Origin of the sequence: Actinomadura pelletieri DSM 43383, assembly GCF_003634705.1 — a bacterium.
Lineage (GTDB): Bacteria > Actinomycetota > Actinomycetes > Streptosporangiales > Streptosporangiaceae > Spirillospora > Spirillospora pelletieri.
In genome coordinates this window covers 77,940-100,994 of record NZ_RBWU01000002.1, presented here as the reverse complement: position 1 = coordinate 100,994, position 23,055 = coordinate 77,940, and the positions used below count along the sequence as shown (strand labels likewise).

Annotated in this window: 25 protein-coding genes; 7 read left to right on the top strand and 18 right to left on the bottom strand. The window is 69.5% G+C overall.

Features of this window, described 5'->3' with window-relative positions:
• Positions 1-22: 22 nt before the first annotated feature.
• On the top strand, positions 23-244 hold the full coding sequence (locus BZB76_RS07270; RefSeq protein ID WP_121433563.1) for a DUF397 domain-containing protein: 222 nt from the start codon (positions 23-25) through the stop codon (positions 242-244).
• 245 nt (positions 245-489) lie between these two features.
• Positions 490-696, top strand: a complete 207-nt coding sequence (locus BZB76_RS07265) for a DUF397 domain-containing protein (RefSeq protein ID WP_121433562.1) — start codon at positions 490-492, stop codon at positions 694-696.
• Positions 697-952: 256 nt separating this feature from the next.
• Here BZB76_RS07265 and glmS read toward each other — a convergent pair whose 3' ends face one another.
• Positions 953-2,797, bottom strand: a complete 1,845-nt coding sequence (gene glmS, locus BZB76_RS07260; RefSeq protein WP_121433561.1) for a glutamine--fructose-6-phosphate transaminase (isomerizing) — start codon at positions 2,795-2,797, stop codon at positions 953-955.
• A 121-nt stretch (positions 2,798-2,918) separates the two neighbouring features.
• Between glmS and coaA the strand changes: the two genes are divergently transcribed.
• Positions 2,919-3,860, top strand: coding sequence for a type I pantothenate kinase (gene coaA, locus BZB76_RS07255; protein WP_121433560.1), 942 nt, complete (start codon positions 2,919-2,921; stop codon positions 3,858-3,860).
• Here the strand turns inward: coaA and BZB76_RS07250 are convergent.
• The 6 genes from BZB76_RS07250 to BZB76_RS07225 form a co-directional block, all read right to left on the bottom strand.
• On the bottom strand, positions 3,857-5,230 hold the full coding sequence (locus BZB76_RS07250; RefSeq protein ID WP_121433559.1) for an alkaline phosphatase PhoX: 1,374 nt from the start codon (positions 5,228-5,230) through the stop codon (positions 3,857-3,859). The genes coaA and BZB76_RS07250 overlap by 4 nt on opposite strands.
• Positions 5,231-5,335: 105 nt before the next feature.
• The gene (locus tag BZB76_RS07245) at positions 5,336-5,965 is read right to left on the bottom strand and encodes a DUF4328 domain-containing protein (RefSeq protein WP_121433558.1); all 630 of its coding nucleotides are present in this window, start codon (positions 5,963-5,965) and stop codon (positions 5,336-5,338) included.
• A gap of 88 nt (positions 5,966-6,053) precedes the next feature.
• Positions 6,054-6,770, bottom strand: a complete 717-nt coding sequence (locus BZB76_RS07240) for an ABC transporter permease (RefSeq protein WP_121433557.1) — start codon at positions 6,768-6,770, stop codon at positions 6,054-6,056.
• Positions 6,767-7,678: an ABC transporter ATP-binding protein gene (locus BZB76_RS07235; protein WP_121433556.1), complete on the bottom strand. Its 912-nt coding sequence runs from the start codon at positions 7,676-7,678 to the stop codon at positions 6,767-6,769. Before BZB76_RS07235 ends, BZB76_RS07240 begins: the two co-directional genes overlap by 4 nt.
• Positions 7,679-7,730: 52 nt before the next feature.
• A complete protein-coding gene (locus tag BZB76_RS07230) occupies positions 7,731-8,609 on the bottom strand; it encodes an ABC transporter permease (protein ID WP_121433555.1) in 879 nt (292 codons plus the stop codon).
• Positions 8,606-9,559 carry an ABC transporter ATP-binding protein gene (locus BZB76_RS07225; protein ID WP_121433554.1) on the bottom strand — a complete coding sequence of 318 codons (954 nt, stop codon included), beginning with the start codon at positions 9,557-9,559 and terminating at the stop codon, positions 8,606-8,608. The genes BZB76_RS07230 and BZB76_RS07225 overlap by 4 nt, the downstream gene beginning before the upstream one ends.
• A 167-nt stretch (positions 9,560-9,726) precedes the next feature.
• Here BZB76_RS07225 and BZB76_RS07220 point away from each other — a divergent pair, with 167 nt between their 5' ends.
• Positions 9,727-10,374: an HNH endonuclease family protein gene (locus tag BZB76_RS07220; RefSeq protein WP_121433553.1), complete on the top strand. Its 648-nt coding sequence runs from the start codon at positions 9,727-9,729 to the stop codon at positions 10,372-10,374.
• Positions 10,375-10,414: 40 nt separating this feature from the next.
• On the opposite strand, the gene glmM is transcribed toward BZB76_RS07220, so the two are convergent.
• From glmM to rplM, 3 genes are all read right to left on the bottom strand, one after another.
• Positions 10,415-11,758, bottom strand: coding sequence for a phosphoglucosamine mutase (gene glmM / locus BZB76_RS07215; RefSeq protein ID WP_121433552.1), 1,344 nt, complete (start codon positions 11,756-11,758; stop codon positions 10,415-10,417).
• 678 nt (positions 11,759-12,436) lie between these two features.
• Positions 12,437-12,940: a 30S ribosomal protein S9 gene (rpsI, locus tag BZB76_RS07210; RefSeq protein ID WP_121433551.1), complete on the bottom strand. Its 504-nt coding sequence runs from the start codon at positions 12,938-12,940 to the stop codon at positions 12,437-12,439.
• Between the two features lie 100 nt (positions 12,941-13,040).
• Positions 13,041-13,493 (bottom strand): 50S ribosomal protein L13, encoded by a 453-nt coding sequence (gene rplM / locus BZB76_RS07205; protein ID WP_121433550.1) that lies wholly within the window; start codon positions 13,491-13,493, stop codon positions 13,041-13,043.
• Positions 13,494-14,177: 684 nt separating this feature from the next.
• On the opposite strand from rplM, the gene BZB76_RS35745 reads away from it, so the two are divergent.
• From BZB76_RS35745 to BZB76_RS07190, 3 genes are all read left to right on the top strand, one after another.
• A complete protein-coding gene (locus tag BZB76_RS35745) occupies positions 14,178-14,945 on the top strand; it encodes a CAP domain-containing protein (protein ID WP_121433549.1) in 768 nt (255 codons plus the stop codon).
• Positions 14,946-15,075: 130 nt separating this feature from the next.
• On the top strand, positions 15,076-16,410 hold the full coding sequence (locus tag BZB76_RS07195; RefSeq protein WP_121433548.1) for a hypothetical protein: 1,335 nt from the start codon (positions 15,076-15,078) through the stop codon (positions 16,408-16,410).
• A 24-nt stretch (positions 16,411-16,434) separates the two neighbouring features.
• Positions 16,435-17,916, top strand: coding sequence for a hypothetical protein (locus tag BZB76_RS07190; RefSeq protein ID WP_147449359.1), 1,482 nt, complete (start codon positions 16,435-16,437; stop codon positions 17,914-17,916).
• A 55-nt stretch (positions 17,917-17,971) separates the two neighbouring features.
• On the opposite strand, the gene truA is transcribed toward BZB76_RS07190, so the two are convergent.
• The 8 genes from truA to infA form a co-directional block, all read right to left on the bottom strand.
• Entirely contained in the window at positions 17,972-18,859 is an 888-nt protein-coding gene (gene truA, locus BZB76_RS07185) for a tRNA pseudouridine(38-40) synthase TruA (RefSeq protein WP_211342965.1), read from the bottom strand.
• A 245-nt stretch (positions 18,860-19,104) separates the two neighbouring features.
• A complete protein-coding gene (gene rplQ, locus BZB76_RS07180; RefSeq protein WP_121433546.1) occupies positions 19,105-19,629 on the bottom strand; it encodes a 50S ribosomal protein L17 in 525 nt (174 codons plus the stop codon).
• Between the two features lie 92 nt (positions 19,630-19,721).
• Positions 19,722-20,735, bottom strand: a complete 1,014-nt coding sequence (locus BZB76_RS07175) for a DNA-directed RNA polymerase subunit alpha (protein ID WP_089324443.1) — start codon at positions 20,733-20,735, stop codon at positions 19,722-19,724.
• Positions 20,736-20,842: 107 nt separating this feature from the next.
• Positions 20,843-21,469 (bottom strand): 30S ribosomal protein S4, encoded by a 627-nt coding sequence (rpsD, locus tag BZB76_RS07170; protein ID WP_117398398.1) that lies wholly within the window; start codon positions 21,467-21,469, stop codon positions 20,843-20,845.
• Positions 21,470-21,490: 21 nt separating this feature from the next.
• On the bottom strand, positions 21,491-21,892 hold the full coding sequence (gene rpsK / locus BZB76_RS07165) for a 30S ribosomal protein S11 (protein WP_117398397.1): 402 nt from the start codon (positions 21,890-21,892) through the stop codon (positions 21,491-21,493).
• Positions 21,893-21,941: 49 nt separating this feature from the next.
• Complete coding sequence (gene rpsM, locus BZB76_RS07160; protein ID WP_121433545.1) at positions 21,942-22,322, bottom strand: 30S ribosomal protein S13; 381 nt, start codon at positions 22,320-22,322, stop codon at positions 21,942-21,944.
• A gap of 198 nt (positions 22,323-22,520) precedes the next feature.
• The gene (gene rpmJ, locus BZB76_RS07155) at positions 22,521-22,634 is read right to left on the bottom strand and encodes a 50S ribosomal protein L36 (RefSeq protein WP_026404072.1); all 114 of its coding nucleotides are present in this window, start codon (positions 22,632-22,634) and stop codon (positions 22,521-22,523) included.
• 73 nt (positions 22,635-22,707) lie between these two features.
• Positions 22,708-22,929 (bottom strand): translation initiation factor IF-1, encoded by a 222-nt coding sequence (gene infA, locus BZB76_RS07150; RefSeq protein ID WP_018657567.1) that lies wholly within the window; start codon positions 22,927-22,929, stop codon positions 22,708-22,710.
• Positions 22,930-23,055 lie beyond the last annotated feature (126 nt).

Below are 23,055 nucleotides of genomic sequence, written 5' to 3'. Positions count from 1 at the left end.
TAATCCTTGTGAAAGGCACCGAGTGTCCCGTTTCGTCACTCCTGCTCCGCAATGGAGGAGAAGCGCCCACTGCGGGGCGAGCAACACCTGCGTAGAAATCGCCTCACTGGCCGGGTCGTCCCAATTCATTGGGGCGCGTGATGCCAAGCACGGTGCGCAGAGCCCGGTCCTGTCGTTCTCCCAGGGAGAGTGGCGGGAGTTCGTCGAACAAGCCAAGAAAGGCGCGTTCGATTTGGGCCGATGACAGGCGGATAAGTCCCGTTCGCGCCTCACGAGGGCGCGGCAGGGCACCGCGGCGGACGAGCCGGGTCCACACCGGACACGGCTCGTCGCCCGCACACCGGCAACTCTGCTCCTTCTCTGCCACTCCGGCCACAGGAACACCGTCCTGATCGTGGGTGATCAGTAGTTTTTTCCACCCTTGTTACCGTGTGCTCAGCACCGGCAGCGTGGCCGCGGGCAAATGCAACTTTCGAGGCAGGAGCCGGAATGAGTTTGGTCCACGAGACAACGCCCGCCCGTTGGAGAAGGAGTACTCGATGCGCCAGCAACGCGTGCGTCGAGGTCGCACGACTCACCGAGGACGCGATATCCGTCCGGGACACCGAGGACACCGCGACACGCCTCGGGTTCGGTCTGGGTGAATGGCGCGACTTCGTCAGGGACGCGAAGGCCGGTCGTTTCGACCGGCACTGAAACAATCTCTGCAAATTACAGCTGAACTGAGATTCTCAGTTCAGTGGAGATTTGCGCCCAATGGTGTGCGCGAGACTCTCCGGACACTTAGTGTCGCATCACGGCTCGGCGCCGAACACGACGTCCGGAAATCACGCTACGACGACCCCGAAATCGGTCGCCCGGACGGCGTGCGGCACCGGTCGAAGCACGTCCACGACCGTCCGGGCCCCGACCCTTCACGGGTCGCGGGCCCGGTTTCCGGAACGTTCCGTCGCTACTCGACCGTGACGGACTTGGCGAGGTTGCGGGGCTGGTCGACGTCATGGCCCTTCGCCGTGGCCAGCTCGCACGCGAACACCTGCAGCGGGACGGTCGTGACCAGCGGCTGGAGCAGCGTCGGGACGGCCGGAACGCCGATCAGCGTGTCCGCGTACGGCACGACGGACTCGTCGCCCTCCTCGGCGATCACGATCGTCCGGGCGCCCCGGGCCCGGATCTCCTGGATATTGGAGACGATCTTGTCGTGCAGGACGTCCCGCGCCCGTGGCGGCACGACCACCACCACCGGCAGGCCCTCCTCGATCAGCGCGATCGGGCCGTGCTTCAGCTCGCCCGCGGCGAAGCCCTCCGCGTGCATGTACGCCAGTTCCTTGAGCTTCAGCGCGCCCTCCAGGGCGACCGGGAAGCCGACATGGCGGCCGAGGAACAACACGCACCGCTCCCCGGCCAGCGACCGGGCCAGCTCGCGGACGGGCTCCATGGTCTCCAGGACCTTCTCCACCTTCTCCGGCATCCGCTCCAGGAGCTGCACCATCGCGAACACCTCGTCGCCCCACTTGGTGCCGCGGGTCTGCGCGATGTAGAGGGCGATGAGGTAGACGGCGACGAGCTGCGTGAGGAACGCCTTGGTGGACGCGACCGCGATCTCCGGGCCCGCGTGCGTGTACAGGACGCCGTCGCACTCGCGCGGCAGCGTCGAGCCGTTGACGTTGCAGATGCCGAGCAGCTTGGCCCGCTGCTCCCGTGCGTGCCGGACGGCCATCAGGGCGTCCATCGTCTCCCCCGACTGGGAGATCGCGATGACCAGCGTCGTCGGCGACAGGATCGGGTCGCGGTAGCGGAACTCGCTCGCCAGCTCCACCTCGCACGGCAGCCCGGCCCAGTGCTCGATCGCGTACTTGGCGATCAGCCCGGCATGGTAGGACGTCCCGCACGCCACAATGATGATCTTGTCGACCTCGCGCAGCTCACGGTCGGAGATGCGCATCTCGTCCAGCCGGAGACGGCCGTCGGTGCCGATCCGGCCGAGCAGGGTGTCGGCGACCGCCCGCGGCTGCTCGGCGATCTCCTTGAGCATGAAGTAGTCGTAGCCGCCCTTCTCCGCGGCGGACACGTCCCAGTCGACGTGGTACTCCTTCACCTCGGCGGGGCGCCCCTCGAAGTCGGTGATCCGCACCCCGTCGGCGCGCAGCTCGACGATCTGGTCCTGGCCCAGCTCGATCGCGTCCCTGGTGTGCGCGATGAACGCGGCGACATCGCTGGCGAGGAAGTTCTCCCCGGCGCCGACCCCGACGACCAGCGGCGAGTTACGGCGCGCGCCGACCACCAGGTCGGGGTCGCCGGTGTGCATGGCGACCAGCGTGAACGCGCCGTCCAGCCGCCCGCACACGCGGCGCATCGCCGCGGCGAGCCCGTCGCCCGCCTTCAGCTCCTCCTCCAGCAGGTGCGCGACCGCCTCGGTGTCGGTGTCGGAGGCGAGTCCGTGCCCGTTCTCCTCCAGCTCGGCGCGCAGTTCCGCGAAGTTCTCGATGATCCCGTTGTGGATCACCGCGACGGAGCCGGTGCAGTCGACATGCGGGTGGGCGTTGCGGTCGTTGGGCGGGCCGTGCGTCGCCCACCGCGTGTGCCCCATGCCGAGCGTCCCCGCGGGAGGCGGATCCTCCTCCAGGACGCCCCGCAGGTTCACGAGCTTGCCCGCCCGCTTCGCCGTCGCCAGCTTCCCATCGGCCAGCACGGCCACCCCGGCCGAGTCGTAGCCGCGGTACTCCAGCCGCGCCAACCCATCGACGACCACGTCGAGCGCCGCCCGGCCGCCTACGTACCCCACGATTCCGCACATGCGGCAACTCTATTCAATGCCAGGCCAGGGGCCTACCTGGAACGGAGCAGCCGGGCCCGCGCGGGACGCGGCGAGGGGGGAAACCGCCGTGACCGGTGGACCCGACGGTTACTGTTCAGTCATGACGACCGGATGGGACAGCGTGCCGAGCCCCTACGTGGAACTACCCCGTGAAGCCTGGCGCGGCCTGCGCGAGAACACGCCGCTGCCCCTCACTCCCGGTGAGCTGAACGCGTTGCGCGGCCTCAAGGACCCGATCGACATCACCGAGGTCGAGGAGGTGTACCTGCCGCTTTCGCGGTTACTCAACCTGTTCTTCCAGTCGGAAGGACGACTCCGTGACACCGTCGGCGACTTTCTCGGCGGGACGGTCGAGCCCACACCGTTCATCATCGGGGTGGCGGGCAGCGTCGCCGTCGGCAAGTCCACCACGTCCCGGCTGCTGCGGACGCTCCTCGCCCGCTGGCCCGAGCACCCGACAGTGGAATTGGTCACCACCGACAGCTTCCTGTACCCGAACGCCGTCCTGTCCGAGCGCGGCATCATGGACCGGAAGGGGTTTCCCGAGTCCTACGACCGCCGATCCCTCGTCCGGTTCGTGTCGTCGATCAAGTCCGGCGCGGACGAGGTCCGGATCCCGGTCTACTCGCATCTGGAGTACGACATCGTCGCGGGCGCGGCACAGACCGTCCGGCGCCCCGACATCCTGATCGTCGAGGGCCTGAACGTGCTCCAGGCGCCCCCGCCCGGCGCCCTGGGCGTATCCGACTTCTTCGACTTCTCCATCTACGTCGACGCCCGGGTCGAGGACATCCGGCAGTGGTACGTCGACCGTCTGTTCGCGCTGCGCCGCACCGCGTTCACCGACCCGCGCTCCTACTTCCACAAGTACGCGCATGAACTCGACGAGGACGAGACCGCCGCGTTCGCCCAGCGCGTCTGGCGGGACGTCAACGAGATCAACCTCGTCTCCAACATCCTCCCGACCCGCGCCCGCGCCACCCTCGTCCTCCACAAGGGACGCGACCACACCGTCCAGCGCGTGAAGCTGCGGCGTATCTAGCGGCCCTGCCAGGGGCCGGTGATGGCGAACGTGGTGCCCGGCCGGTAGACGTTGACGTACATCGTGCGTTTGTCCGGGGAGAACGTGACGCCCGCGAACTCGCCCCACTCGGGGTCGTCCTCGGTGCGGATGTTCTTCCTGTTCCTGGCCATCGGATAGACCTCGCGCTGCCGGGTCACGCCGTAGACGTGCTGGGCACCGCCGCCGTCCTCGCACACCATCAGACCGCCCTCGGGTGCCAGGCAGATGTTGTCCGGCGACTCGCCCGGCAGCGACGTGTCGGTGCCCGGACCGAAGACGATGACGAGGGTGAGGCGGCGCCGGTCCGGCTCGTACGACCACACCTGTCCGAAGTGGTCGGCGCTCGACCCGTCCTTCCTGCGGGCGAAGCTCGACACGAAGTAGACGCGGTCGCCGCCCCAGTAACAGCCCTCCAGTTTCTGCGCGTGCGTGATGCCGCCGCGGCCGAAGTCCTGGAACCGGATCGGCGTCTTCTTCGCGAGGGGGTCGGGCACCGGCAGCCACTCGACGCGGTCGAACACCGTGCCGGGTTCCCGCACCGCCGACAGGTCGGGGACGTCGGGGACGCGCAGCGCCTCCAGCCGTCCACCGGCCCGCAGGGCGCCGGACCCGCGGCGCGGCTTCGCCGGCAGGAACCGGTAGAAGAGGCCGAACGGCTTCTCGAACGCGTCCTCGGTCTCGTACACGGTGCCGTCGCGCGGGTCGACGGCGACCGCCTCGTGGGAGAAGCGTCCCATCGCGGTCAGCGGCTCCGGGACGGTCCTGTCCGGCCGGTACGGGTCGACCTCGAAGATGAAGCCGTGGTCTTTGGTGTAGTTGCCGGAGCCCGCCCTCTCTTCGGTCTCCTCGCAGGTCAGCCAGGTGTTCCAGGGGGTGGGGCCGCCCGCGCAGTTGACGGCCGTCCCGGCGATGGCGACGCGTTCGGTGTGGACACGTCCCGACGCGTCGACCTCCAGGGCCGTGCAGCCGCCGAGCGCCCCGGGATCGTAGGTGAGCCCCTTGACGGCCGGAACGCGGTGCGTGGCGGACGGCGGATTCTCGTGGTTGCGGACGAGCCAGGTCCGGTTCTTCTCGCCGGGGAACGCCGCCATGCCGTCGCAGCGGCTCGGCACCGGCCCCTCCCCCGAGCGCAGCGGCTCGCCCTCGCGGGACAGCACGGTGTACCGGAAGCCGCGCGGCAGGTCCAGTAAGCCGTTCGGGTCGGGGACGAGCGGCCCGTACCCGGCACGACCCATGATCGACGCGTCGGCCCTCCCGTTCGCGAACAGGTGCTCGACGGCACCGCCGAAGACGATCCCCGCCCCTGCCATCCCCGTTCCGGTCAATACCTGACGGCGCGACACTGCCATGGGAGCACTCCTGTATCCGAGACGTTCACGACCCTCCGTGCCGTTGTAACACGCAGGGTGCCACACAGTCAGGATCGAGCCTGACAGGCGTGTCCCAAAGTCCGGTTAGTGTCCGGGCGCGAGGGCCTCCCGGAGGCGGACGGCCTGTGCCTCCTGGAACCGGGTGATCCGCCAGACGACCATCATCGCGAACAGGGCCGCGAGGGCACCGGTGAAGGTGACGAACGGGTAGATGTCCGAGCGGAACCCGTCGGCGGGGTTCGTGCTGGCGAAACGTCCACCGATCAGATACGCCAGGAAGGCCGTCCACCACAGGTTCACCGGCCACGGCGACTCGCGGTGCGGAGCGCTGACGCGCCACACCGCGCCGACGACACCGCGCGGCACCCACAGGTTCATGATCGGCACGATCCAGCCGAGGATCACCCACGGCGATGACCAGCTCGCCGAGAGGTCGTCGATGATTTCGGCGTTCGCCCGCGCCCGCCACAGCCAGGCGATCACGGCGACGCCGGTGGCGACGACGAGCAGCGCCGCCACGAACGTCCCGAACGCGAGGAGATCACCCGCGTTCCGGGCCTCGTCCGTGCCGTCGTCGACCACATAGACCGTCCACACCCCGACGACGGTGACGATGTTCAGCATGACCGCGTTCGCGCCGAGGCCGATGAGCGCGGGAACCGAGGCCCCGCTCGGCGGATGGACGAGATCGGGCGACTGGGGAGAGGTGACCATGGGGAGCTCCTTCGTGGGCGCTCAATCCTGGTGCATCGGCTCTCGTCCGGTCGGTCCGATCGATCACAAAAGCGTGACGGTCGGCGCGTCAGTCGGCGCTGGCGACCGTGAGGGTGCGGAGCCGGAACGTGGCCAGGAACGTCGCCACGAGCGTGACCACGACCAGGAGCGAGATCGCCACGGCCAGTCGAACGGTCGAGACGACCGGCGACGCGTCGGTGAGCGCGTCCGTGACCGACAGGGACCACTGCTGGATGGACGCCGACTTCGCGCCCGGCGCGAACCTGCCGAGCAGCGACTCCCACACCAGCGCGTACAGCAACCCGATCGTGGCGGCGTTCCGGCTGGCGACGCCGAGCGCGACGAACACGGCGCTGTAGGCGACACCGCCGACCAGGACGCCGACCGTGAACGCGGGCGTGACCCCGCCGGTCGTGCCGATCAGGATGAGCCCCGCCAGCAGCGTCGGCACGACCGCGAACACCGTCACCAGGATGATCGCGACGACCAGCTTGGTCAGCACGATCACCTCCCGCGGGATCGGCTTGGTCAGCACGTACATGATCTGACCGTCGTCGATCTCCGGCCCGATCACACCCGTTCCGGCGATCAGCGCGAGCAGCGGCAGCAGAGTCGCGAGACCGAACTGCTGCAGGATGTCGGACGAGATGTCCAGGTCGTCGTTGCCGGTCACGCGCAGGACCGCCGCCAGCACGAGCATGATCAGTGGCAACCCCATCAGGAGCAGCGCACGCTTGCGGCCGAGCATCGACCGGAACGTCATCATCGCGATCGTGGAGTTCATCGGGCCACCAGGTAGGAGAAGACGCTTTCCAGGGACTCGTCCGCCGGGGAGACCTCCCAGAGGCGCACGTCGGTGTCGCGGGCCAGGCGCGGCAGCAGCCAGGTGAAACGCTGGAAGTCGACGGCCTCGATCTGCAGGCCCTTGTCGGTGAGCTGCACGCTGCGGGACGAGCCGTCCGCGATGAGGGCGGCGGCGAGCCGCCGGTCGTCGGACGAACGGACGAGGAAGATGTGCGGCCGGTCCGTCATCAACCGCCGGATCTTGCGGAAGTCGCCGGACGCGGCATGCCGTCCCGCGACGATGACCTCGATGTGGCTGGCGAGCCGCTCGACCTCCTCCAGGATGTGGGAGGAGAACAGGATCGTGCGGCCCTCGTCGGCCATCCTGCGGATGAGCTCCATGAGCTGGATCCGCTGCCGCGGGTCCATGCCGTTGAACGGCTCGTCCAGCAGCAGGACGGGCGGGTCGTGCACCAGCGCGGACGCCATCTTGATGCGCTGCTTCATGCCCTTGGAGTACTTGCCGATCGTGCGTTGGGCCGCGTAGTCCATCTCGACGAGGCCGATGGCGCGGCGCGCGGCGCCGTTCGGGTCGGGCAGCTTGTGCAGCTTCGCCATCGCGACGATGAACTGTTCGCCGGTGAGGAAGTCGTACGCCGACTCGCGTTCCGGGACGAGTCCGAGACTGCGGTAGATGCCCGGGTTGCTCCAGATCGGCGTCCCGTCCAACGTGACGGTCCCGGACGACGGCGCGAGGAACCCGCCCATCATGTGGATCAGCGTCGACTTTCCGGCGCCGTTCGGCCCGAGCAGCCCGGTGACACCCGGGCCGATCCTCATCGACACCCCGTTGACGGCGACGACGTTGCCGTACCACCGCGACACGTTCTCGAGAATCAACTCGCTCATGCTGTGCTCCTTTGTGGGGGGACGACCCCCCACACCCCCCGGTTCGCTCCGCTCATGACAGGCCCGCCTTCCGGAACCTGCGGTACAGCACCGCGATCGAGCCGAGGACGATGGCGGCGCACAACGCCAGCGCCACCAGGCCACCGGTGACACCGGGCGCGATGCCGGGCGAGGACGTCTCCGCGCCGAGCAGCCGGACCTGCACGATGTCGACCAGGTTGAACGGCGCGAGCAGCCCCATCCAGCCCTGGAGGGTGAAGTTCGTCTCCGCCTCCGCGATGCCCTGGACGGCCGTCGCGACGGCGGTGGGCACCATGTACGCGGCGATGACCGCGGCGACCCCGAAGCCGCGCCGGGGCGTGAACGCCGCGACGACCATGCCGATCGCGGCGAGGACCAGCGCGTACAGCACGCACCCGACGAGCCCGCCGAGATAGTCGAGCAACTGCCGGCTCGAGTCGGGCGCCTTGGTGACCAGGCCGCCGACGTACAGCACGGTGACGGGCACGGCCAGCAGCGCCAGCAGCGCGGTCGCCATCGCCGCGCCCTTGGCCAGGACGAAGTCGAGATGGCCCACGGGACGGGAGAAGTACAGCGGGACGACGTGGAAACGCACCTCCCGCGAGGCCAGTACCGGCGCCTGCGTGGCCAGGAAGATCGCCACGATGACCTGCATCAGGTTCGCATAGGACGCGTACGGGATCAGCGCGTCCTCCTGCTTGGTGAACGCGAACGCGGCGACGGACCCGGCGGCCGGAAGCAGCATCAGCGCGGCCAGCACGAACGGCATGATCTTGGCGCGTACGGGCCGGCCGAGGCCGAACGCGGCCCGCAGGTTGTGGACGTACAGCGACCGGATCACGTAGGCGCGGCCGTTGCGGCGCCCGTCGTAGTGCCGGTACCCGATGTCGTGGATGGTGCTCGTGCTCATCGGGACACCCCCTGCGGGACGGTCCCGGCCGCGTGCGGGCCCGGAGGACCCTGCGGCGCGGTCTGGAAGACCTCCTCGATGTGGTGGCGGCGCTGCTCCATCCGGATCAGCCGCAGCCCGAGGTCGGCGACACCGTCGCGGATCAGGTCGTAGGTCGTCTCACCGGCGATGTCGATGACGAGGAACCGCCCCTCCGGGTGGACGGACACGCCCTGCTCGTGCAGGCGCCGTCCGAGGTCGTCGCGTCCCTCCTCCACCTCGACGGTGAGGACGCCGCTCGCGGCCGTGTAGGCCTCGACGGCCTGGGAGCGCAGCAGCTTCCCGCCGTCGATGATGACGACGTGGTCGCAGACCCGTTCCAGCTCACCGAGCAGATGGGACGTGACGAGCACGCTGATCCCGAACTCGGCGCCGATACGGCGGATCAGGTCGAGCATCTCGTCGCGTCCGGCCGGGTCGAGGCCGTTGGTGGGCTCGTCCAGGAACACGAGCTTCGGGTCGTGGACGAGGGCCTGCGCGAGCTTCACCCGCTGGCGCATCCCGGTGGAGTAACCGCCGATGGGACGGTAGCGCTCCTCGTACAGGCCGACGTGCCGGAGCGTGTCGGCGGCGCGTTCACGGGCGGCCGACGGCGGCAGCCCGCACATTCTGGCCATGTGGACGACGAACTCGGTCGCGGACACGTCGGGCGGCAGGCACTCGTACTCGGGCATGAACCCGACGCTCTCCCGGATCCGGAGACCGTCGCGGGCGATGTCGAGGCCCAGCACGGTCGCCGTCCCGGAGGACGGCGGCTGCAGTCCGAGCAGGATCTTGATGAGCGTCGACTTGCCGGCGCCGTTGGCGCCGACCAGCCCGACGACGCCCGGTTCGACGGCCACGGAGAGGTCGTCCAGGGCGGTCACCCGGGGGAACCTCATCGTCAGGCCCTGGGTGGCGATGATCGGCATGCCTAGAAACTATCCGTCCGCGCCGCATGGCACGTCAGCCTGAAGGGCGATGTGCCTCCGCCTTTCGGCCAGACTCCGGATCGACCTAAGTTCGTCCACCCGCGAGCCTCCGGCCCACTTTCCACCCCGATTGCGTATAAATAGGGGGAAACCAGGACGGTGAGGTCATGATGCGGTGGGTGGTGGCGGGCCTCGCACTCGCGGTCCCGTTGCTGACGGCGGCCTGCGAGGGCGACATCGGCCTCTCCGAGACCGGCGCCCCACGGCCGAGCGGCGACGAGACGGGTGCCCGCCGTGACCTGTCCGGGCTGCGCATAGCGGCGGAGGGCGACCGCGACGGCTACGAGCGCGACCGGTTCGGCACACGGTGGAAGGACATCGACCGCAACGGCTGCGACCAGCGCAACGACGTCCTCGCCCGCGACCTGACGGCGACCCGGAAGAAGGGCGACTGCGTCGTCCTCAGCGGCCGGCTCGACGACCCCTACAGCGGCAAGGAGATCACCTTCGCCAAGAAGGACGCCGCCGAGGTGCAGATCGACCACATCTACCCGCTCGCGCTCGCCTGGCGGATGGGCGCGTCCCGCTGGAGCGAGGACCGGCGCGAACGGTTCGCCAACGACCACGCCAACCTGCTGGCCGTCTGGGGTGTCCCCAACCGCCAGAAGAGCGACTCCGGCCCCGGCGACTGGAAACCGCAGAAGGCGTTCCAGTGCACCTACGCGGTCAAGTACATCGGCGTCGCCAAGAAGTACTCACTCCCGGTCACCCGCGCCGACCACGACGCCCTCCGCACGTTCCTCGAACGCTGCTGAACCCGGCCGGGGAGGCTCGCCTCCCCGGCCGGGCGCGCCTTTAGGTGAGGGCGGACCGCACGACGTCGGCGAGCTGCTCGGCGACCGACTGGGCCTGGTCCTCCGACGCCGCCTCGACCATCACGCGGACGATCGGCTCGGTGCCGCTCGGCCGGATCAGCACCCGCCCGGTGTCACCGAGGTCGTTCTCGGCGACGGATACGGCCATGGCCAGCTCCGGCGACGTCTCGGCCCGGTTCTTGTCGACGCCCTCGACGTTGATGAGCACCTGCGGCAGCCGCGTCATCACCTTCGTCAGGTCGTCCAGGGGGCTGCCGCTGCGCACCATCGCGGCGAGCAGGTGCAGGCCCGTCAGGACACCGTCGCCCGTCGTCGCGTGGTCAAGCATGATGACATGGCCGGACTGTTCGCCGCCGAACCCGAACCCGCCCTCCTTCATCGCCTCCAGGACGTACCGGTCACCGACCGCGGTCTCCACGACGTTGATGCCCGCGTCCCGCATCGCGAGCTTGAACCCGAGGTTCGACATCACGGTCGCGACGACGGTGTCGGCGGTCAGCTCGCCCGACTTCTGCAGATCGAGCGCCAGGATCGCCATGATCTGGTCACCGTCCACGATCTCCCCGGACGCGGTGACCGCAAGACACCGGTCGGCGTCACCGTCGTTGGCGATGCCCGCGTCCGCGCCGTAGTCCAGGACGGCCTGCTGCAACGCCTCCAGATGCGTCGAGCCGCAGCCCAGGTTGATGTTCAGCCCGTCCGGGGCCGTCCCGATCGTGAACACCTCGGCTCCCGCCCGGCGCAGCGCCTCCGGCGCCACATCGCTGGACGCGCCGTTCGCGCAGTCGACGACGACGCGCAGACCGTCCAGCGACACCGGGACGGTCGACAGCAGATGCGCCACGTACTGCTCGACGGCGCCGTGCGCCTCGCGGACCCGTCCGACACCGGAACCGACCGGCGGGTCCCACGGCTCACCGAGCCGCGCCTCGACCCTGTCCTCCAGCTCGTCGGGAAGCTTGTAGCCGCTGCGGTCGAAGAACTTGATGCCGTTGTCGGGCGCCGGGTTGTGCGAGGCCGACAGCATCACACCGAGGTCGGCGTCCAGTTCGTGCGTCAGATGCGCGACGGCGGGCGTCGGCAGGACACCGAGGCGCAGCACGTCCACCCCACTACTGGCGAGGCCCGCGACCACGGCCGCCTCAAGGAACTCGCCGGAGGCCCGCGGGTCGCGCCCGACCACCGCCAGCGGCCGATGTCCCTTGAACGCGCCCTGCTCGCCCAGGACCCGCGCCGCGGCGACGGACAGATCCATGACGAGCGGTGCGGTCAACTCACGGTTGGCGAGCCCCCGCACACCATCGGTCCCGAACAGACGAGCCACAGTTCAACTCCCGAAATGACGAAAAAACCGCGCGGACGGCTCCCGAGGGACGAACCCCGGTCCGCTCCGCGCGGTCAAATCTAGTGGGCACCGACCATACAAACCCCCCACACCCCACGATGCCCGTCCCAACGTGGCCGCCCGAACAAGTAAGGCCCACCCCCAACACGGGCGACCCCAACAATGGCGTGAGCACCGCCGGCATCGTGACGGAACCTCAGCGGTCGCCCCAGACCCGCACGGGACCGCAACAGCGGCATGAGGATCGCCTGCCTCATGACCGGGATCCAGAGGGTCACCTCCCTGGACCGAAACCGCGCCCCGCAACGCCACGCGAACCGCGGCGATGGCGTGAGCACCCCCAGCGTCGTGACGGAGCCGCAGAGGTCGCCGCCCGAGACCAAGGCAGGGACCGCAACGGCGCTGTGCGCCCAACAGAAGCCAGGGGATTCCAAGAGGGTTGCCCCTTGGAGTGGTTCCGCGACCGTGGCGGCACCGCGTGAAGCGTGGTGGTGGTGTGAGGGGTGGCTGTGGTGGGGCGGGAGTTCAGGGGTTCCCCTGAACCAACACAGGCGACCGTGGCGACGCCGTGCGAGATGCGCAGGATGAGGAATCGCGGCGGCGTCGTCGGTCGCCTGTGTCGGAGCGGGGTTCCAGGGGGTCGCCCCCCCCGGAAAATCAGCGCTTGCTGTACTGGGGAGCCTTGCGGGCCTTCTTGAGGCCTGCCTTCTTGCGCTCCGGCACCCGCGCGTCGCGGGTGAGGAAGCCCGCCTTCTTCAGCGCGGGGCGGTGCTCGATGTTGCTGAACTGGAGCGCGCGGGAGATGCCGAGGCGGAGCGCGCCGGCCTGGCCGGTGGTGCCGCCGCCGTTCACGCGCGCGAGCACGTCGAACTGGCCCTCCAGGCCCAGCAGCACGAACGGCTCGTTCACGATCTGCTGGTGGACCTTGTTCGGGAAGTACTGGTCCAGGGTGCGGCCGTTGATCTTCCACTTGCCGCTGCCGGGGACGATGCGGACCCGCGCGATGGCCTGCTTGCGGCGGCCGGTACCGGCGGCGGGGCCGGTCGCGACCGGCTTGCCGAGGTAGCTCTCACCGGCCGTCTCGGGGGTCTCGGTGCTGTACTCGGACGGTGCGTCCTCGTAGGAGTCGAGCTCGACGCTCGGCTCGGTGGTCTCGTCCACGGATCTCCTTGGGGTGTTCTGGCCAGGGCGGCGGGCCCGTTTCACGGGTGCCCCGGCGGCCACGGTTCATGGGTGCGCACGGACGGGCCGTGCGCGGGCGTCACTTCTGCGTCTGGCTGATCTGGGTGATCTCGAACGGCTCCGGCTTCTGCGCCTGGTGCGGGTGGTCCGGCCCGGCGTAGACCTTCACCTTGCCGAACATCTTCCGGCCGAGGGAGTTCTTGGGCAGCATGCCCTTGATCGCCTTCTCGACGGCCCGCTCGGGGTGCTTGGCAAGCAGGTCGGCGTAGGTCACCGAGCGCAGCCCGCCCGGGTAGCCGGAGTGCCGGTAGGCCCTCTTCTGCTCCAGCTTGTTGCCGGACAGCGCCACCTTCTCGGCGTTCACGATGACGACGAAGTCACCGGTGTCGAGGTGCGGCGCGTAGATCGGCTTGTGCTTGCCTCGAAGCAGCTGCGCGACCTGGCTGGCGAGACGACCCAACACGACATCGGTCGCGTCGATGACGTACCACTGACGCTGGATGTCAGCGGGCTTTGGGGTGTACGTGCGCACGGTCGTAGGCCTTCGTTTCTCGTCGTTTCGATCCTCACTCGCCCTCACGGACGAGCGCCGTCAGCGGAATCCTGCTTGCGCCGATCGAAGGATCGTCCGACCTGGCGCTCCGGGATGCCGGGACCCGGAACCGGTGCCCACGCCGTGGGCGCGAGCACGTCAGGGGTGCACCGGCACGTCGTCACGTCGACTCCAGCCCGCCGTCCGCGGACAACGACGCATACAACAAACAGGCAGAATACTCGGCCTCGCACCCCAGGGTCAAAACGAGGCGCGGTCGTGGCCGAGGGCGGTCGCCGGTCCGCTTTATCGCGCTTTGGTGAACAGTCAGCGGCAATTGTGTTACATGGAGTAGTGGTGTTGATCTTTTTTGCGCGATCTCCGTAACAAGGGGTGTATAGGGGGATATTGTGCCGGGCGACCGGTCCACGTCGGTATGTTCCGACCCGCACCCGGGAGCCCCCGCTGTCCACCCCCCGCAGACCAGGTGACCCCGCCAACCGCCGCCGGACCCGAAACGGGCCGTCCGGCGCCGCACCTCGTGACGCCGCCCCGCGCGGAACCTCCCCCCATCGCGACACCCTCGTCGCCAGTGGCCGACGCCGTCCCAAGCCCCCCACCGGCCCTCCGCCCGGAGGGCGTAGGCGATCGGACGACGAACACAAACGGTCCAGGTCGAAGGGTGTGACCGGCATCGTCGTGGCGGTCACCGCGTCCGCTCTCGCCGTCGGTACCGGCATCGCGGTCGACCGGCTCGTCCTGCCCGAGCTGCGGCAGGAGCGGACCACCGCGTCCGGGCCGAAGACTCAGCCGTCCGGCGACCCGCAGCCCGGACCGCAGACCGAGACCTCGACCGAGCCCGGGACCCCCGACGGGGGCGACGACGGCGACGGCAAGCCGCGCAAGCGCGGGGACGAGGCCGGTCGCCCGCCGACCGCCGACGCGCCGACGCCGCCACTGAAGCCGATGCGCGCCCCCGGCAACCCGCCGAAGAAGTCGACCGAGCCCGACAGGCCGCCCACGACGAGCGGAGCCCGCACGCGCGGCGGCTCGCCGGACGGTTCCGCGGGCGGGTCCGCCGCCGAGGCGGCCGTGGTGGCGCTCACCAACGCCGAGCGCGCCAAGGAGGGCTGCAAGCCCCTGCGCGTCGACGAGCGGCTCGTCACCGCGGCCCGCCGCCACTCCGCCGACATGGCCGCCAACGGCTACTTCGACCACACGTCCCGCAACGGCGACAGCCCGTGGAAGCGGATGGAGGCCGCCGGTTACTCGAGCCCCGGCGCGGAGAACATCGCCAAGGGCTACGCGACCGCCGAGGCCGTCATGAAGGGATGGATGGACAGCCCGGGTCACCGCGCCAACATCCTGAACTGCGACCTGCGCGCCATCGGCGTCGGCAGGGCGTCCGGCTCCGGCGGCCCGCTGTGGACACAGGACTTCGGCTGGAAGTGATCCATCGAACGATCGGCTCCGGTCCCGGCTCCTGACCTTCACGAAAGCACCGGCGTCCGGTTCACCCCCATGTCATGGTGGGTGTCTCGAAGGTCCAGAACCCTGAACGAGGAACGGTAAGGTCCAAGCCATGGGTTATCCGGGCGATCAAGGCAAGCCTGGCGGCCGGCCCCCACACCATCAGCCGCCACCCCCGCCGTACGGCCCCGGAGCCGAAGCGCCACCGTACGGCCCCGACAACGACGAGACCTCCTTCACACCCCCCTACTCCCCGGGCGGCGAGGACTTCGGCCCGACGCCGCCCGGCTCCCAGCCGTTCGGCGCCGACTCGACCGGCCCCCAGTCGTTCGGCGCCGACCCGTTCGGAGCCGAGTCGACCGGCGCCGAGCCGTTCGGTGGTCAGTCGTTCGGTGCCGGGACGGGCGGTAACGAGACGTTCGGGAACGAGGCGTTCGGAACCGAGGCGTCCCCCAACGGGTCGTTCGGGAACGAGTCCTTCAGGAACGAGTCGTTCGGTGCCGGGCCGGGGGGTGGCGAGACGTTCGGCGCGCCCCCCTTCGGCGCGCCCGCGGACCAGGCTCCTCCGTGGGGCGACGAGTCCCCGGCCGGGGACGCGGCCGCCTTCTCCCCGCCGAGTCAGTTCGGTACGGGCGGGCAGGGAGCGGACCCCTACGGGCCTCCCGCGGACGGGCCGACGATGCCGTCGAGCGGACCGCCGCCGACCGGGCGGCGCCGCAACCTGCCGCTGGTCATCGGTGGCGCCGTCGTCGCCGGGATTCTTCTCATCGGCGGTGGCGTCGTGGCGTCGTCCGCCCTGTCGGACGACTCCAAGTCGAAGAAGACCGCGACACCGGCCAAGACCACGCCGCAGCAGCCGCAGCCGGCGCCGAGCCCGACACAGCCCGTTCTGGAGCCGGTGAAGCTCCAGAGCCGCACGACCGACCCGAAGCCGCTGACGCTCAAGGAGGCCTTCGGCAACGGGAAGTTCAAGGTCGGCAAGCACAGGTACGTGCGGACGGCCGCGAACCAGACGAAGAGTTGCGCCGCCTTCGTCGGCGGGGCGAAACTGGAGAAGGCCCTCAAGAAGGGCGGCTGCACGCAGGCGCTGCGGGCCACCTACGCCCTCACCAGCGGCTCCCTCATCGGGACGGTCGGCGTGTTCAACCTGGAGACCGAGGAAGCGGCCGAACTGGCCGTCAAGGCCGCCGCCGACAAGGACGCGTTCCTCGTGGCGCTGCCCGGCAAGGGCGTCTCCAAGACCAACGGCAAAGGCGAGGCGCTCGGCACCTCCGAGGCGCGCGGCCACTACCTGGTGATGACGTGGGTTCAGCGACCCGACGGCAAGAAGATCGCCACGAAGTACCACGCCGCCGTCCGTGTCTTCGGGACGCAACTGGTGAAGAGCAGCAATCTGGCACTGGCCCTGCACTACAGGGAAACCGAAGGCAAACCCCTCCAAAACTGACCTGTACGAATACCCTCTCTGCTTATGTCTGGACCTAGAGACACCCGGGAGTCCACCGACTCGGCGGGGACGTGCGACGTCCCCGCCGGGTCGGTGCCGCCCGCCTTCGGCGCGGTCCCCCCGGTCGACGCGCCGCCCGCCGACGCGTCTCCCGCCTCCCCCTTCAAGCCGGCCGCCTTCGGCTTGGAGGCCCCCTGGTGGGCGGCCGAGACGACCGAAACGGCGGACACGGACGTCGAGGCGGACCGTTCCGACCGGCAGGTCCCGGCGGACGAGGCGGACGAGGGTGACGAGATCGTCGTCGGCGCCGAGACCGCCGGCGAACGTCCGGACGACCCGGAGACGACCGACGCCGTCCCGCCGGGGACGCTCGTCGCCGGAGTCGGCGTCCCGAACGTCGACTCCCGCCGCGCGGTGCCCGCGGAGCCGATCGTCAAACGTCCTTTCGTGTCCGGTGACACCGACCCGGACGGCATCCCGGCCGTCGGCCCGGACGAGGACGCCCCCGAAGTGAAGGAGACCGTCGTGGACGTCGTGGACCAGCCATCCGAGGCGCCCTCCGCGTTCCAGAAGGCCAGGGAGGCGGAGGACGCGACATCCGCCGCCCTCTCGCCCGTGCTCGTGCCGGACGCGATCCTGCCGCCCGGCGTCACACCGCCCACCGGCAGCGGAGCGTTTCCGAACTCGGCGACCGCCGACAAGGACGCGGCGCCCGCCGAAGCCCTCCCCGCCAACACACCGACCTTCCATGCCGAGGGCGGCCTGCCGATCGACACCCTCCCGCCCACCCTGCCCCGGCGGTTCGACCTCGGCGGCGAACGCGGACGGCCGCGGCTGATCGGCGCCAGCGCGGCCGTGATCCTCACCGCGACCATCGCCCTGTTCATCCTCGGCGGGACGGGTTCCGGCAAGGACCAGGACGACAAGGGCGAGGACATGCGGCCCCCGGTCGCGACACAGCCCGCCCCGGCCCCCACGTCCACGCCCGTGGACATCAGCGACGAGAAGACCGACACCAAGGACCTGGCGTTCCGGGACGTCTTCCCCACCGAGACCATCACCCTCGGCGGCCGCACCTACACCCGTGAACGCTGGTCACTGAACCGCGACGTGTCGTACGCGGCCAGGGGCTCGATGCTCGAGGCCCTGGAACGTGCGCAGTGCCGCAAGATCGTCCGCGCCACGTTCATCGACCGGGAGCGGAATCTCGCCGTCACCTCCGGCATCGCGGTGATGCCGACCAGGGAGGCCGCGATCACGATCAGCAAGGCGGGCGACCCCGCCAAGTACGAGTGGTTCCGCGGTCTCGGCGGCAAGAACGCCCCCGACCTCGACCGGGCGGGCGGTTACGCCGCCGCCACCTTCCGCGGCCGGTATGTCGCCTACGCCTATGTGCAGCGGGCGGACGGCAAGAAGGCCGAGCCCGGCGATCCGATGATCAAGCAGGTCGCCCAGCAGTTCCTCGACTACGACCTCAGCCCGATCGTGGCCCGCACCCAGGGCTGAACCGGGACGGCGAACGGCCGCGAACCCGCACGGGTTCGCGGCCGTTTCTCGTCTTTCAGGCCGAACCCTGCTGGGACGCCTCCTCGGCCGCGGCCGCCGCCTCCGCCGCCGCGACGGCGTTCAGCGTCCGGACACGCCGGGTCTCCTGCGCGCGTCTGGCGAGGCTGTCGTCGTCCGGGTAACGGACCTCCTCCAGCGACAGCCCGTGCGCGGGCACCACGGTCACGCCCGAGTCGCGGACCCGGGCGGCGAGCACCTCGGCGGGCCACTCGATCTCGCGGCGCCCGTCCCCGACCATCAGCAGCGCGCCGACCAGCGCACGCACCATCGAATGGCAGAACGCGTCCGCCTCCACCGTCGCGAACGCCAGGTGCGGGTCGATGTCATCACGAACCCACTCGTAGCGGAGCAGCTCCCGGATCGTCGTCGCGCCCTCGCGTTTGCGGCAGTACGCGGCGAAGTCCTGCTCGCCGAGCAGCAGCCGCGCGGCCGCGTTCATCCGGTCCAGGTTCAGCGGACGCGGATGCCACAGCACGTCGTGGCGCCGCAACGGCTCCACGCCGACCGGGTTGTCGCACACCCGGTACACGTAGCGGCGGGACAGGGCCGAGAACCGCGCGTCGAACCCCTCGGGCGCGACGGACACGCGCCACACCCGCACGTCGGACGGCAGCAGCCCGGCGAGACGGCGCGGCATCGTCCCGTTGATCGCCGAGTAGGCCGCGACGGGCACCACCAGATGGGCGACCTGCCCCCGCGCGTGGACGCCCGCGTCCGTGCGGCCCGCGACGGTGAGCATCGGCGGCGGGTCGAGGCGCAGCATCCGGGCCAGGGCGTCCTCGATGACCCCCTGGACGGTCCGCTGGTTCGGTTGCCTCGCCCAGCCCGCGAAGTCCGACCCGTCGTAGGAGATGTCGAGCCGCAGTCGTACCAGAGCGGTCATGTCAGCCGAGCTGTCCTTCTGCACCGCGGCCTTCTCCCGGGAAGCACTCATCGAGTGCCCCCCTGAAACGCTCTCCAGCGAATCGTCGTCCTCCTGACCTGCCCATGCGATCAAGTCTGGCAAAGATGAGGGCCCGCCGTCCCGTGGCAGGCGGCGGGCCCTATCCATCATGTCGGCCTAGACCATTAATGGATTAGCCAAGGGGTTGATCACCCCGTGCGGCGAGTCCCTCGGCGACCGAAGTCCTACTTGGCGTCGCCGCTCTCGGCGTCGGTCTTGGCGTCGGCGGCGGTCTCGTCCGCCCCGCTCTCCGTGGCCTCGGCGTCCTCGGCCTTGTCGAGCGGCACGTCCTCGGTCGCCTTCGGCGCGGCCTTGGTGGTCGGCGCGGCCTTGGTGGTCGAGGCCACCGGCATCGCCTCCTGCACCAGCTCGATCACGGCCATCGGCGCGGCGTCACCCTTACGCGGGCCGATCTTGGTGATGCGGGTGTAGCCGCCCGGACGGGTCTCGTAGCGCGGCGCGATCTCGGTGAAGAGCTCGTGCAGGACCGACTTGTCGCGGATCGTCCTGGCCACCAGGCGACGGTTGTGCAGGTCGCCCTTCTTGGCCTTGGTGATGAGCTTCTCCGCCAGCGGGCGCAGCCGCCGGGCCTTGGCCTCGGTGGTGGTGATGCGGCCGTGCTCGAACAGCGCCGTCGCCAGGTTCGCGAGCATGAGGCGCTGGTGTGCGGGGCCGCTGCCGAGGCGGGCGCCCTTGGTCGGCTGGGGCATGGTGCTTCCTTTCTGCACCGGCCGTGTCAGGTACCGGTGTCAGCTGGTCCCGGACGGCCGGGGGACGCGCCCCCGGCCGCCGGGCTCGGATGTCAGTACTGCTCGGTCTCGGCGTAGCTCTGGTCGTCGTCGCTGTAGTTGTCGGCCGCCGCGCTCGGGTCGAACCCGGGCGGGGAGTCCTTCAGCGACAGGCCCATGTCGTTGAGCTTCTGCTTGACCTCTTCGATCGACTTGGCGCCGAAGTTGCGGATGTCGAGCAGGTCCTGCTCGGAGCGGGCGACGAGCTCGCCCACCGAGTGGATGCCCTCGCGCTTGAGGCAGTTGTAGGAGCGGACCGTGAGGTTCAGCTCCTCGATCGGCAGGGCCAGGTCGGCGGCGAGCGCCGCGTCCGTCGGGGACGGGCCCATGTCGATGCCCTCGGCCTCGACATTGAGCTCACGGGCCAGGCCGAACAGCTCGACGAGGGTCTTGCCGGCGGACGCCACCGCGTCGCGCGGCAGCATCGCCTGCTTGGTCTCCACGTCCAGGATGAGGCGGTCGAAGTCGGTGCGCTGCTCGACTCGGGTCGCCTCGACCTTGTAGGTGACCTTCAGCACCGGCGAGTAGATCGAGTCGATCGGAATCCGGCCGATCTCCTGCCCCGGCTGCTTGTTCTGCGCGGCGGAGACGTAGCCGCGGCCGCGCTCGACCGTCAGCTCCATCTCCAGCTTGGCCTTGTTGTTCAGCGTGGCGATGTGCAGGTCGGGGTTGTGGACCTCGACGCCCGCGGGCGGCGCGATGTCGGCCGCGGTGACCTCGCCCGGGCCCTGCTTGCGCAGGTACATGACCACGGGCTCGTCGTGCTCGGACGAGACGACGAGCTCCTTGAGGTTCAGGATGATGTCGGTGACGTCTTCCTTGACGCCCGGCACGGTGGAGAACTCGTGCAGGACGCCCTCGATCCGGATGCTGGTGACGGCCGCACCGGGAATCGAGGAGAGCAGGGTACGACGCAGCGAGTTGCCGATCGTGTAGCCGAAGCCCGGCTCCAGCGGCTCGATGGTGAACCGGGACCGGTACTCGTCGACCTGCTCTTCGGTGAGAGTCGGACGCTGAGCGATGAGCATGGTAGTGCCTTCTTTCCGCGGTGCCCGCTATTTGACTACCGCGTGTGTGAGTGTTCCCCGTCCCGCCGGAATCCCACGTGGGGACCCCGGCGGGACGCGTTGAGCCCCTACTTGGAGTAGAGCTCGACGATCAGCTGCTCCTGGACGGGAGCGTCGATCTGCTGCCGGACGGGCAGCGAGTGCACGAGGATCCGCATCCGGTCGCCGTCCACGCCGAGCCACGCCGGGACGGGACGCTCGCCGACCTCGGCCTTGGCGACCTGGAACGGCGTCATCTCCAGCGACTTCGGCTTGACATCGACGATGTCGGCCTCGGAGACCAGGGCCGACGGGATGTTGACCTTCCTGCCGTTGACCCTGATGTGGCCGTGCCGGATGAGCTGGCGGGCCATGTCGCGGGACTTGGCGAAGCCCGCGCGGTAGACGACGTTGTCGAGCCGCCGCTCCAGGAGGGCGAGCAGGTTGTCGCCCGTCTTGCCCTGCTGGCGGTTCGCCTCGACGTAGTAGTTGTGGAACTGCCGCTCCAGCACGCCGTAGATGCGCCGTGCCTTCTGCTTCTCGCGGAGCTGCAGCAGGTACTCGGTCTCCTTCGGCCGACCGCGACCGTGCTCACCCGGCGGGTAGGGACGGATCTCGATCGGGCACTTGGGGCCCTCGCACTTGCTGCCCTTGAGGAACAGCTTCATCTTCTCGCGGCGGCAGAGCTTGCAGTCCGCACCGGTGTAACGAGCCATGGTTTCGTGTTCTCCCCTGCCTCAGACCCGGCGACGCTTGGGCGGGCGGCAGCCGTTGTGCGGAACGGGCGTGACGTCCTGGATCGAGCCGACCTCGAGGCCGGTCGCCTGCAGCGACCGGATGGCGGTCTCGCGGCCCGAACCCGGGCCCTTCACGAAGACGTCGACCTTGCGCATCCCGTGCTCCATCGCGCGCCGGGCGGCGGCCTCGGCGGCCTGCTGCGCGGCGTACGGCGTGGACTTGCGGGAGCCCTTGAACCCGACATGGCCCGAGGAGGCCCAGGAGATCACGTTGCCGTTGGGGTCGGTGATCGAAACGATCGTGTTGTTGAACGTGCTCTTGATGTGGGCGTGCCCGTGAGCGATGTTCTTCTTTTCCTTGCGGCGCACCTTCTTGGCGCCTGGACGGCTCTTAGGAGGCATCTGCTCTCTCTACTCGTGAGGTCATCGATCCGGAGGACCGAACTCCGGACTACTTCTTGCCGGCCTTCTTCTTACCGGCGACCGTCTTCTTCTTGCCCTTGCGGGTGCGCGCGTTGGTCTGCGTGCGCTGACCGTGCACGGGAAGCCCGCGGCGGTGCCGGATGCCCTGGTAGCAGCCGATCTCGATCTTGCGGCGGATGTCCGCCTGGACCTCGCGGCGAAGATCACCCTCGATCTTGTAGTTCGCCTCGATCCAGTCGCGGAGTTTCACCATCTCGTCGTCGCCGAGCTGGTGCACCCGCAGGTCGCCGCTGATGCCGGTGCCCTCGAGGGTCTCCAGCGCCCGCGTCCGGCCGATGCCGAAGATGTAGGTGAGAGCGACCTCCAAGCGCTTTTCGCGCGGGAGGTCGACGCCGAGGAGGCGTGCCATATGGGCAGTTTCCCTTCATAGTGCGGAGGTATGGACGCATCGCGTCCGCGAACACCCTGCCCGGGTGGCGGCCCCGGCCTCCGTCGATCCGGGGGTGGCCCCTTCACACACCGGTGCCGTACGGCCCGGAACGGACCGTACGGCCACCCTGGAATGCGAAGGTTGCGATGCGCTTGCCTGTGTGCGGCTCCGGGCCTGTCAGCCCTGGCGCTGCTTGTGGCGCGGGTCGGAGCAGATGACCATGACCCGGCCGTGCCGCCGGATGACCCGGCAGTTCTTGCAGATCTTCTTGACGCTCGGCTTGACCTTCACTGGGTCTCCTGGAGATAAGGGTCACCCCCGCGCCGCCACGCGCGGGGAAGGCAACCCCAGTGGGATGGCTTGTTCACTTGTAGCGGTAGACGATCCGACCGCGCGTGAGGTCGTAGGGGCTCAGCTCCACAACGACGCGGTCGTCCGGCAGGATCCGGATGTAGTGCATCCGCATCTTGCCGCTGATGTGGGCGAGCACCTTGTGCCCGTTGTCGAGCTCCACCCGGAACATGGCGTTCGGGAGCGACTCGATGACGGTGCCCTCGATCTCGATGGCCCCTTCTTTCTTGGGCATGTCCTCCGCGCTTCGCTGATCGGCTCATTGGACGTGGCCCGGCTCCCGGAGGAGAATCGACCGCAATCCACACCGCGACGTGGGACACGTCAGGAAGGGGAATCAGGCGGCCGGCGACGGACCGAC